The organism is Bacillus cereus group sp. MYBK14-1, from assembly GCF_051916885.1.
GTDB classification, from domain to species: domain Bacteria; phylum Bacillota; class Bacilli; order Bacillales; family Bacillaceae_G; genus Bacillus_A; species Bacillus_A cereus.
Map to the genome: position 1 here is coordinate 1,156,041 of NZ_JBQAHM010000001.1, position 10,703 is coordinate 1,166,743.

Consider the following 10,703-nt stretch of genomic DNA (forward strand, 5'->3'; position numbering starts at 1 on the left):
TTCTTTTTGTATTTTGATAGATTTCCATGCATTCTATTTCTTATTAACGAGTTTCAATCGTCACATCTCCCGCAGCCGTTTTACCGCTAATCTTTTTACTACCATTTCCAATTGTTACATTTTTATTTTCTTCATTAAAAATTGTTACATCTCCAGCAGCACTTTGCCCAGTAATTACCGCATCTTGTGGTTTTTCCGATAAAGTAATATCTATATCTCCCGCAGTTGAACTTGCTTCTAGATTATACTTAGAATCATGATCTTGAATATTTATTTCCCCACTTGTTGTTTTTGCGGTCACTTTCCCCAATACCTTCTTAAAGTTCACCTCACCAGCTTTTGTCGATCCCTCCACATTCTTAGCCGTTACTTGTTTCAACTCTACTTCTCCAGCAAGTGTTCTAACACTTACGCTATCACTTTTCACATCACTCATTTCGATTTGTCCAGCAGATGAATTTACTTTTACATCTTGGTAAGAGCGTTCGGGCACAAGGAGAGTCAATTTAGACGTTTGAAACCTAAAATCGTAAAAAGAAAAATCAAATGAAGCACCTTTTTCTCTTTCCCCAATAATTTTTAATGTGTCACCATCTTCTGCGATACGAATCTCTTGTTTACGTACATCTCCCGATTGCTTTACATAAAAAGAAGAGTCAGGAGATTTTTGGACAATAATATCCCCGGCATCTAACTTAACTTCTATATTTTTTAATGTTTCGTTTTTTATTACATTTTCTTTATCGCCTTTTTCAGCAGTTTGTACTGCTTTTTCATATGTTTGGGAAATTCCTATTACTCCAATAATGATACAAGCGATAGCGATTAAAAATAGTTTTTTCATCATTTACTCTCCTTTTATCATTTTGAAGTTCCATATTACATATCGTACACACAATCTCTTAAACCACTTTGTACTATAAAAAGCGATAATACATAACAATAAACCTACCCCAACAAACGTTATACTAACGAAAAGATCCAACCATATAAAAGTACCCATAAATACTTTTCCAATAACGAAAAATGGTGTTACTACACTAGCAATACCACCGATCCAAAAAGAAAATATAAAAGCAATAATTGCGACTAACGGGCCTAACACAATAATAAAATTAAACAAACTAAGTCCAATCGCTGCCATAACAGCTCTTGTCACATTTGAAGTCGATGGATTTTTTTTCATTTCATCGAAGCGATACATCGCAAGTAATTCTTTCGCGATTACTTTCGGAGAACCAAGGCCCTGTATTATTTCCGATTCAGTTTTCCCCTCTTCTAGTCCAAACTGAAAGTGCTCTTCATAATCCAATAAAATATCTTGCCTCTCTTCCTCTGGTAACTTTCTAAGATAACTTGATAATTCTTTAAGAAACCCTTCTTTACTCATCCCATTCCACCCCTTCAATAATTTCTTGTACCCCTTTCGCAAAATCACGCCATTCTGTTACTAACAAATGAAATTGCGTCTCCCCTTGCTCTGTTAATTGATAATATTTACGAGGTGGCCCTTCCGTAGATTCCTTTAAATACGTTTGAAAATACCCTTCTTTCGTCAAGCGACGTAATAAAGGGTATACTGACCCTTCCGATATTAAAAATTTATTAGAAATTTGCTGAACAAGTTCATAACCGTAACTATCTTTACGTTTTACAAGTGCTAATACACAAAGTTCAAGCACACCTTTTTTAAACTGAACGTTCAAGTGCCATCCTCCTTTCCTATCTTAGTACTGTTCAATACACGGTACCTGTTTTATCCATAATATACCACTTAGTATTGTTTATTGCAAGGTACTAAACTATATTTATTCCCTAAATTTAGAAAATGAACTAACGAAATCCTGAATAAGACTGCGTTATAACTAAGCATCATTACGTTAATATCATTGAGTGATAATCTGATTCACAAGCCACAAACTTATAGCCTTGCAGATGAGGACATAAAAATCATCGCTCGCGTTGTACAGGCAGTAAAGAATTATTAAGTTATAGCACAAGTGATTTAAAAAAAGATAAAATCAATTCTTTTGAAAAGATTTTCTTAGTAACATGATTCAAAATAACCAAAAACAATCCATTATCTAGTAGTTAATATATCCAATAACTTCACTAAAAAAGCCCTGATACCGTAGTATCAAGGCTTTTTTAGTTCATAAATTATATAAAACTTACGTTTATCTGATAATGTTTTTCTATGATATCACTACTTGTTATTAATTATTGGCTTTTATGTGGCTGTTTTTCATTTTGCAACCACATAAAATTGTAATAATAGGGAATAAAAAAACCCTTGATACGAGTTGTATCAAGGGTTCAAGCCTCTTAGTAAAGAGACATATATTGATCGCGTTCCCATTGGTGAACTTGTGTTCTAAAGATATCCCACTCAATCTCTTTCGCTTCGATGAAGTGCTCAAGTAAGTGTTCTCCTAGTGCACCGCATACTACTTCATTAGATTGTAATGTAACTAATGCTTGCGCTAATGTTGCTGGTAAGTCAACGATACCTGCTTCTTCGCGCTCTTCTTTTGTCATTACATAGATGTTACGATCTACTGCTGCTGGTGGAGTTAATTTGTTTTTAATTCCATCAAGACCTGCAGCTAATAATGTAGCCATTACTAAATATGGGTTTGCAGCTGGGTCAACACTACGTACTTCTACGCGTGTACTAATACCACGAGATGCAGGGATACGTACTAACGGGCTACGGTTTTGTGCAGACCATGCTACGTAACAAGGTGCTTCATATCCAGGTACTAGACGTTTGTATGAATTTACAGTTGGGTTTGCTATCGCTGTAAATGCTGGTGCATGTTTTAAAATACCTGCGATGAAGTGACGAGCATCATCACTTAATTGTAAGTCACCGTTTGCATCAAAGAATACGTTCTCACCATTTTTAAATAATGATAAGTTACAGTGCATACCTGAACCGTTCACACCGTATAGTGGTTTTGGCATAAACGTTGCGTGTAAACCATGTTTACGAGCAATTGTTTTTACAACAAGTTTGAATGTTTGAATGTCATCACATGAGCGAATTGCATTTGCATATTTAAAGTCAATTTCGTGCTGCCCTGGAGCAACCTCATGGTGAGATGCTTCAATTTCAAATCCCATTTCTTCAAGTTCAAGAACGATATCACGACGACAGTTTTCCCCTAGATCCATCGGCGCAAGGTCGAAGTATCCACCGTTATCGTTTAGTTCTAATGTTGGATTTCCTTTTTCATCAACCTTAAATAGGAAAAATTCTGGCTCTGGTCCAAGATTGAAGTCTGAAAATCCTAAAGCTTCCATTTCTTTTAACACACGTTTTAAGTTGTTACGTGGGTCTCCATCAAATGGAGTGCCATCTGCATTGTAAATATCACAGATTAGTCGAGCTACTTTACCTTTTTCAGCTGTCCAAGGGAAAATTACCCAAGTGTCTAAATCAGGATATAAATACATATCAGACTCTTCAATACGTACGAAACCTTCAATCGAAGATCCATCAAACATCATTTTGTTATCAAGAGCTTTCGTTAATTGTCTCACTGGAATCTCTACGTTTTTAATTACCCCTAAAAGGTCCGTAAATTGTAAACGGATATACTTTACATTCTCTTCTTTCGCCAAACGGAAAATATCTTCTTTTGTGTATCTAGACATTATAAATTCCTCCTTAGTCCCTCTAATCGCCTTCAGAATCAGTTATCTTTAGTGAAAAAATCTTGAAATGTCACCTTGTCGCAATGAAGTTCGATTGAATCTACCTGTATGTTGTAGTTCATCTCGAAGTATTTTGCGAAGCTCAGTTTTTGAAATTTCTTTCGTTTCTTCTTTTACTTTCACTGCTTCTGTTTGATTTTCTTTCATTAGTAACACTTGTTTAATACCAGCCATATTCAGGCCTTGATCTAACAAATCTTTAATTTCTAACAACTTATCTACATCGTTAAATGAAAATAATCTACGATTCCCCTTTGTACGGGTTGGAGAAACAAGATTATGCTCTTCATAGTAGCGAATTTGACGTGCAGACAATTGTGTTAAATCCATAACAATACCAATAGGAAACAGCGGGGCAGAACGTCTATCTTCTTTCATTTTTCAGTTCCTCCTTCGCCTTAACTGCTTCTCATTTTATACCATGTTATGTTTAGTGTCAATAGATGTTAGCTTTTCTTACATGATTTTTTATAATTTTTTTACGAATTTTTTCATTCTTTTTTCTAATCGCATAAATCATTACTTTTATACGAAAAAAGCTGCCAAAATCGACAGCTTCCCATTAAGAAATTATTAATAAATTCTTTTCAATCAATTCGTCAATCGCAGAACAAATCGCAATTTTAACATGCGAATACGTTAAGCCACCTTGCACATACGCAACATACGGTGGTCTAATTGGACCATCAGCAGACAATTCAATACTTGCACCTTGAATAAACGTTCCCGCCGCCATGATTACATCATCTTCATAACCTGGCATATAGTTTGCATACGGAGTAAAATGCGAATTAATTGGAGATGCATATTGAATCGCTTGGCAGAAGGCAATCATACGGTCTTTATCATCAAATTGAACCGATTGAATTAAGTCTGTTCTTGGCGCATTCCACGCTGGTGACGTGTTCATTCCTAACTTTTCTAAAAACGCAGCTGTAAAAATTGCACCTTTCAGCGCTTGTCCTGCAACATGTGGCGCTAAGAAGAACCCTTGATACATTTCTTGCAGACTGTATAAAGACGCTCCAGCTTCCGCACCAATTCCCGGAGACGTTAAACGATATGCACACGCTTCAACATACTGTTCTTTCCCGACAATATAACCACCAGTTTTAACAATTCCGCCGCCCGGGTTTTTAATAAGCGAACCCGCCATTAAATCTGCACCAACATGACACGGCTCTTGCTCTTCAATAAACTCGCCATAACAGTTATCTACAAACACAACAACATCAGGTTTAATTTCTTTAACAAACGCGATCATCTCTTTAATTTGAGAAATAGTAAACGATGGACGAGTAGCATAACCTTTCGAACGCTGAATACCGATCATTTTCGTATTATTATGAATCGCCGCTGCAACAGCCTCAAAATCAACAAGCCCAGCACTAGTTAGCGGAACTGCATTGTAACCGATATTATATTCTTTAAATGAACCTACACCTTTCCCACGTACACCAACAATTTCCTCTAACGTATCATACGGTTTCCCAGTGATATACAATAACTCATCTCCCGGGCGTAAAATACCAAATAACGCTGTAGAGATAGCGTGAGTACCTGAAATAATTTGCGGACGAACAAGTCCAGCTTCCGCCCCAAATACATCAGCATACACTTTTTCTAACGTATCACGGCCAATATCATCATAACCATAACCTGTTGTCGGGATAAAATGCGAGTCACTAATTTTATGTTTCCGAAAACTTTCTAATACACGAAACTGATTGCTTTCAATCACTTCATCCGCACGTTTATGTACTTCTGTAATCTGACTCTCTACTTCTTTTACAATTGGAGCAATTTTTTCTCCATTTTTCAAACGATCAAACATTTTTATTTTCTCCTTCTTCCACTAAAAATCTCTTTAATTGCACATTAAGCGATGAATGAGTAAAAATATACCCTGCACAATCATATACAAATTTATCTTCTAGAAACTCCATCTTTGCTAATAGAGTTTCCGTCTTTAAAAGCGTTAACAACTTACCTTCACTCGGAGGGATTTCCACTCGATAACAATCCATTTCTTTCTTCATCTTCGTTTCTATCGCTTCTTTTATACGCAATAAATCACTTTCTTCAAAAGCACTAGTCATTAAGAAATCACTTTTCGGAAACGGAATAAAGTTTTGATGTAATTCATCTTTTTTATTATATAACGTAATAATAGGAATATGGTTAATTTCAAGTTCTGATAATAATCGTTTTACTGTTTTTTCATGCCCTATGTAGTTAGAATCCGCGGAATCAACTACATGTAAAATGACATCTGCTTCCCCCGCTTCTTCCAGTGTCGAACGAAAAGCAGCGATTAATGAAGTGGGTAAATCTTGTATAAAACCAACAGTATCAGTTAGTAATACTGTATAACCAGAAGGTAACGGCATCTTCCTCGTCGTTGGGTCTAATGTTGCAAACAGAAGGTTTTCTTCAAATGTATCAGCTTCCGTTAATCTATTAAACAGTGTCGATTTCCCTGCATTTGTATACCCTATTAACGAAACTTGAAATACTTTATTATCTTTTCTTCTCTCACGATATCTTTTTCGATGTTCCACAACAACTGCAAGTTGTTTCTTTATTTCATCAATACGGGATCGAATATGACGACGATCCGTCTCTAATTTCGTCTCACCCGGTCCTCTCGTTCCAATACCACCACCAAGACGCGATAAGGACAATCCCTGCCCCATAAGACGCGGCATTGTATATTGCAACTGAGCTAATTCTACTTGAAGCTTACCTTCCCTCGACTTCGCACGTTGCGCAAAAATATCCAGTATTAGTTGCGTTCGATCAATTACTCTCGCATTTAATACTGAGGATAAATTCCGAATTTGACTCGGCGTTAATTCATTATTAAATACAATAACATCCGGCTCTAATTCTTCAGTTAACATTGTAAGCTCTTCTAATTTCCCTTTACCTATGTAAGTTGCCGGATGAAACTTTGGTCGTTTTTGCGTTGTTGACACTAACAATTCTGCTCGTGCAGTCTTCGCTAGTGATGCAAGCTCTTTCATGGAATGCATAAATTTTTCATCATTATCTTGTGGCAATTGACAGCCTACTAATATGACTTTTTCTTTTTCTTCCATCAAATATGTTCACTCATCCTTTTCGAAATTTAAACCTTCTAATATAATAGCAGAGGAAGCACATTTCATCTAGTTAGCGGGGGAGAAAATTCATGGCATGGGAGATTTTTAGCATCATAGGCACAATCGCTTTCGCACTAAGCGGAGCCATTGTTGCAATGGAAGAGGATTATGATATTTTCGGGGTGTATATTTTAGGAATGGCAACCGCATTTGGGGGAGGTGCCCTTCGTAATTTATTAATCGGTTATCCGATTGTCGCGTTTTGGCAACAAGACATGTTATTCCAAATCGCACTTTTATCAATGACTATTATTTTTCTTTTTCCAAATAAGTTAATTAGACATTGGAAAAAGTGGGAAAATATCACTGACGCTATCGGCTTATCAGCATTTGCTGTACAAGGAGCATTATATGCCCAAAAATTAAATTTACCAATTAGCGCCACAATTGTAGCAGCTGTTTTAACTGGTATCGGCGGCGGTATCATTCGCGATCTTTTAGCCCGCAGAAAACCTCTCGTTCTTCGAGCTGAAGTATATGCCTTTTGGACAATTTTAGCAGGTTTCTTAATTGGCGCTCAAATTATTGTTAGCGATTGGGCTCTTTACATTTTATTCATTTTAATTGTTTGCTTCCGCATGGTTTCTATTCATTACAAATGGCATTTACCGCACAGACGTATCGAAACGAAAGAACGTTCAATGCATAAATAGCAATCTAACCTCTTTACATATCGTAAAGAGGTTTTTCTTTTCTAACGATTTTTTCTTTATATAATGTTTATACTAATTTTTAAAGTGAGGTGAATACAAATGACAAACCACGTTAATAAAGGAGCTCAAAAAAGCTCAGTAAATCAATTCGGGCACGATCCTAATTCAGCACACGAAAAGAGCGCTAAAATGGAACACTTCCATAAAGCACACCAAGAAAAAGCAAAAAAAGAGTAAACGAACTTATACACAAAAATCGACGCACAGTTTATGTACTGTGCGTCTCCTCTTCGAGCATCAAATCCATACTCGATATTCCAATTAAATCATTTTTATCATAGGCATCTTCTTGCAACAACCGCATCGCCTGTGTACGAATTGATTTTTCAACAATATTCCGTACATACCGCCCATTACTAAACGATGTAATTTGCGACGAATACTTTACAGCATGTAAATGATCCCTAAATTTCCATTCAGCCTCTTTCGATAACTGATATTCACGCTCTTCATACATTCTTTTCCCAATTTCCAACAACTGATTTACCGAGTAATCCGCAAATTCAATAATAAATGGAAAACGAGATTGCAGCCCTGGATTTAATGAAAGAAAGTGATTCATCTCTCTTGAATATCCAGCTAAAATCAATACAAAACCATGTTGTTTATCTTCCATATGTTTTACAAGCGTATCAATTGCTTCTTTTCCAAAGTCCTTCTCTCCTCCTCGAGCTAAAGAATACGCCTCATCAATAAACAAAATACCTCCCATTGCTTTTTTTATTAAGTCTCTTGTTTTTTGGGCTGTATGGCCGATGTACTCTCCTACAAGATCAGCACGTTCAGCTTCAACCAAGTGGCCTTTCGATAGAATATTCATCTCAAACAGCAATTTTCCTATCATTCTAGCAACTGTTGTCTTCCCTGTACCTGGATTCCCTTTAAACAGCATATGAAGTACTTGCTTCTCTGACTTCAATCCCTTCTCTTGTCTTTTTTTATTCACATAAATCCAAGCATATATTTCTTTTATTATCTTTTTTATATCATCCATCCCAACAAGCTTCCCCATCTCTTCTTCAATTCTCTGCAGCATTTCATGTTTAATTGTAGTTTCATTTGAAATTACCGTTTTATTTTCTGCGGCTGGCAAAGAAATTTTCTTTCGATGGTTTAACACAATATTAATTTGATTATTGTTTTTCTTTCGCATCGATTGTTCCATACAATCACCTCATTTTATCCACTTACCAAATATTATTATTCCTGTCCCCCTTGTAAATGCCTATTTTCAGAAAAGTTTGCTATAATATAAGAAATAATTAAGGTGGTGGGACTATGGAGACAACGGAATTCCATGATACAATACAAGCCTTTTCTATTTTTTTATTGAATAAAGGCCGAAAACCCTCAACTATTAAACGTTATGTTTATGACGTTGAAGACTTCGGACATTGGTTAGAAAAAAACAAAAAGCTCCCTTCCAGTAATATATGGGCTACACTTTGTACAAAAGACTACGAAGATTACTTTTCCGATTTAAAAACGAATCGACATTACTCAGAAAAAACGATGCATCGTGTATTTATTGTACTAAATAGAATGCATCATTTTCTAAACATTCCTAATCCATTGAAAAATATGGAGATATCTATTCAACCAGACCGTACACTTCGTAACGAAGATTTCATTTCACCTGATGAAGAAAAAAGGTTAAAGTATATAGTCACTTCATTAGAAGGACTTTCAGAAAAACAACTTCCTGTGCGCCCCTTATTAATGGATCGCAATATTGCTATTTTAAATCTATTGATTGACTACGGTTTATCCTTACAGGAACTTACAGCATTAACAATGCATCACGTTCACTTTGAAACTAACACATTATCAATCCCAGCAACCGCAGGTGTAGAAAGAACAATTACATTAGCAAAAGAAGACAAAAAACAACTATATAATTATTACAAAAGCATCCCGGAACCAGTTCGCCCCAAATACCATAGTGATGATCCATTATTTGTCGCATTCGATTTTAACCGTGGAACATACAGATGGGTATATGAAAATGATGCACCAAAGGCATTAACGGAAATTGCTATACAAAAAATGATTCGCCTCGAAGTGGCTAGAGCCAATTTACGTAAAGGAATTTCAGGACAACATTTTCGTAACACCTATATTTTAAACTTAATAAAAAAAGAAACTCCTGAATCAGAAATTATAAAACTCGCTGGATTCAAATCAAAAATTTCATTAAAGCGATATTATCAATACGCAGAAAATAGAAAAAACGCCTTATTGTAAGGCGTTTTTTCTATTTTTTCTTTAAACAAACGATTTTACTATGACCATTTAACTAATTTCTGCATCTACTATGATGAGTTTCGTTCACATTTTCGTGAGAAAGGAGAGATTTAATGTCTCGTTATAACGACAATCAAAACAAATTCTCCAAACCATGCTTTCCAAGTAGCGCCGGACGAATCCCAAATACTCCATCAATCCCAATTACTAAAGCTCAACTTAGAACATTTCGTGCGATTATTATTGATTTAACAAAAATAATCCCAAAACTTTTCGCAAATCCATCTCCCCAAAATATTGAAGATCTAATCGATACATTGAACCTACTGAGTAAATTTATTTGTTCACTAGACGCTACTTCCTCCCTGAAAGCACAAGGGTTAGCTATTATTAAAAACTTAATAACTATATTAAGAAATCCAACCTTTGTAGCAAGCGCTGTATTTATTGAGCTTCAAGATCTCATTAACTATTTACTATACATTACAAAATTATTCCGAATTGACCCTTGCACACTTCAAGAGCTCCTTAAATTAATAGCAGCATTACAAACTGCTCTAGTTAATTCTGCTTCGTTCATTCAAGGACCTACCGGACCTACTGGACCAGCAGGCGCTACTGGTGCTACCGGACCTCGAGGTAACACGGGCGCTACTGGCGCTACTGGTGCCACTGGACCTCGAGGTAACACGGGCGCTACAGGTGCCACTGGACCTCAAGGTAACACGGGTGCTACTGGCGCTACTGGTGCCACTGGACCTCGAGGTAACACGGGCGCTACCGGCGCTACTGGACCTCAAGGTAACACGGGTGCTACTGGCGCTACAGGTGCCACTGGACCTCGAGGTAACACGGGCGCTAC

At 36.4% G+C, this 10,703-nt stretch carries 12 protein-coding genes and 1 pseudogene; 5 read left to right on the forward strand and 8 right to left on the reverse strand.

What is annotated here, in order from left to right:
• Positions 1 to 43 precede the first annotated feature (43 nt).
• The 3 genes from ACTFR3_RS05895 to ACTFR3_RS05905 are packed head-to-tail and all read right to left on the reverse strand — an operon-like array spanning position 44 to position 1,706.
• Positions 44 to 847 (reverse strand): DUF4097 family beta strand repeat-containing protein, encoded by an 804-nt coding sequence (locus tag ACTFR3_RS05895; protein WP_000976237.1) that lies wholly within the window; start codon positions 845 to 847, stop codon positions 44 to 46.
• The gene (locus tag ACTFR3_RS05900; protein ID WP_000031383.1) at positions 848 to 1,390 is read right to left on the reverse strand and encodes a DUF1700 domain-containing protein; all 543 of its coding nucleotides are present in this window, start codon (positions 1,388 to 1,390) and stop codon (positions 848 to 850) included.
• Positions 1,383 to 1,706: a PadR family transcriptional regulator gene (locus tag ACTFR3_RS05905; protein WP_001102628.1), complete on the reverse strand. Its 324-nt coding sequence runs from the start codon at positions 1,704 to 1,706 to the stop codon at positions 1,383 to 1,385. The genes ACTFR3_RS05900 and ACTFR3_RS05905 overlap by 8 nt, the downstream gene beginning before the upstream one ends.
• A gap of 162 nt (positions 1,707 to 1,868) precedes the next feature.
• Here ACTFR3_RS05905 and ACTFR3_RS05910 point away from each other — a divergent pair.
• A pseudogene (locus ACTFR3_RS05910) lies at positions 1,869 to 1,988 on the forward strand (LexA family protein); the annotation flags it as partial.
• Between the two features lie 337 nt (positions 1,989 to 2,325).
• On the opposite strand, the gene glnA reads toward ACTFR3_RS05910, so the two are convergent.
• The 4 genes from glnA to hflX form a co-directional block, all read right to left on the reverse strand.
• The gene (gene glnA / locus ACTFR3_RS05915; RefSeq protein WP_000092763.1) at positions 2,326 to 3,660 is read right to left on the reverse strand and encodes a type I glutamate--ammonia ligase; all 1,335 of its coding nucleotides are present in this window, start codon (positions 3,658 to 3,660) and stop codon (positions 2,326 to 2,328) included.
• A 48-nt stretch (positions 3,661 to 3,708) separates the two neighbouring features.
• Positions 3,709 to 4,098, reverse strand: a complete 390-nt coding sequence (gene glnR, locus ACTFR3_RS05920; protein WP_000656783.1) for a transcriptional repressor GlnR — start codon at positions 4,096 to 4,098, stop codon at positions 3,709 to 3,711.
• A gap of 184 nt (positions 4,099 to 4,282) precedes the next feature.
• Entirely contained in the window at positions 4,283 to 5,554 is a 1,272-nt protein-coding gene (locus ACTFR3_RS05925) for a methionine gamma-lyase family protein (RefSeq protein WP_000460304.1), read from the reverse strand.
• Positions 5,547 to 6,821, reverse strand: coding sequence for a GTPase HflX (gene hflX / locus ACTFR3_RS05930; RefSeq protein ID WP_406903872.1), 1,275 nt, complete (start codon positions 6,819 to 6,821; stop codon positions 5,547 to 5,549). The genes ACTFR3_RS05925 and hflX overlap by 8 nt, the downstream gene beginning before the upstream one ends.
• A 92-nt stretch (positions 6,822 to 6,913) precedes the next feature.
• Here hflX and ACTFR3_RS05935 point away from each other — a divergent pair, with 92 nt between their 5' ends.
• Positions 6,914 to 7,537 carry a trimeric intracellular cation channel family protein gene (locus tag ACTFR3_RS05935; protein WP_000312267.1) on the forward strand — a complete coding sequence of 208 codons (624 nt, stop codon included), beginning with the start codon at positions 6,914 to 6,916 and terminating at the stop codon, positions 7,535 to 7,537.
• Positions 7,538 to 7,636: 99 nt separating this feature from the next.
• The gene (locus ACTFR3_RS05940; protein ID WP_000181500.1) at positions 7,637 to 7,774 is read left to right on the forward strand and encodes a hypothetical protein; all 138 of its coding nucleotides are present in this window, start codon (positions 7,637 to 7,639) and stop codon (positions 7,772 to 7,774) included.
• A 31-nt stretch (positions 7,775 to 7,805) separates the two neighbouring features.
• On the opposite strand, the gene spoVK is transcribed toward ACTFR3_RS05940, so the two are convergent.
• The gene (spoVK, locus tag ACTFR3_RS05945) at positions 7,806 to 8,762 is read right to left on the reverse strand and encodes a stage V sporulation protein K (protein ID WP_000438178.1); all 957 of its coding nucleotides are present in this window, start codon (positions 8,760 to 8,762) and stop codon (positions 7,806 to 7,808) included.
• Positions 8,763 to 8,875: 113 nt separating this feature from the next.
• Between spoVK and ACTFR3_RS05950 the strand changes: the two genes are divergently transcribed.
• The gene (locus tag ACTFR3_RS05950) at positions 8,876 to 9,841 is read left to right on the forward strand and encodes a tyrosine-type recombinase/integrase (protein WP_000450326.1); all 966 of its coding nucleotides are present in this window, start codon (positions 8,876 to 8,878) and stop codon (positions 9,839 to 9,841) included.
• A 113-nt stretch (positions 9,842 to 9,954) separates the two neighbouring features.
• A partial coding sequence (locus tag ACTFR3_RS05955; protein WP_440044245.1) for a collagen-like repeat preface domain-containing protein occupies positions 9,955 to 10,703 on the forward strand: 749 nt, incomplete at its 3' end.

Bases quoted from the DNA above. Each gene is read 5' to 3' on its own strand.
- ACTFR3_RS05895 (WP_000976237.1), bottom strand. From the start codon at position 847: ATGATGAAAAAACTATTTTTAATCGCTATCGCTTGTATCATTATTGGA.
- ACTFR3_RS05900 (WP_000031383.1), bottom strand. From the start codon at position 1,390: ATGAGTAAAGAAGGGTTTCTTAAAGAATTATCAAGTTATCTTAGAAAG.
- glnA (WP_000092763.1), bottom strand. From the start codon at position 3,660: ATGTCTAGATACACAAAAGAAGATATTTTCCGTTTGGCGAAAGAAGAG.
- glnR (WP_000656783.1), bottom strand. From the start codon at position 4,098: ATGAAAGAAGATAGACGTTCTGCCCCGCTGTTTCCTATTGGTATTGTT.
- ACTFR3_RS05925 (WP_000460304.1), bottom strand. From the start codon at position 5,554: ATGTTTGATCGTTTGAAAAATGGAGAAAAAATTGCTCCAATTGTAAAA.
- hflX (WP_406903872.1), bottom strand. From the start codon at position 6,821: ATGGAAGAAAAAGAAAAAGTCATATTAGTAGGCTGTCAATTGCCACAA.
- ACTFR3_RS05935 (WP_000312267.1), top strand. From the start codon at position 6,914: ATGGCATGGGAGATTTTTAGCATCATAGGCACAATCGCTTTCGCACTA.
- ACTFR3_RS05940 (WP_000181500.1), top strand. From the start codon at position 7,637: ATGACAAACCACGTTAATAAAGGAGCTCAAAAAAGCTCAGTAAATCAA.
- spoVK (WP_000438178.1), bottom strand. From the start codon at position 8,762: ATGGAACAATCGATGCGAAAGAAAAACAATAATCAAATTAATATTGTG.
- ACTFR3_RS05950 (WP_000450326.1), top strand. From the start codon at position 8,876: ATGGAGACAACGGAATTCCATGATACAATACAAGCCTTTTCTATTTTT.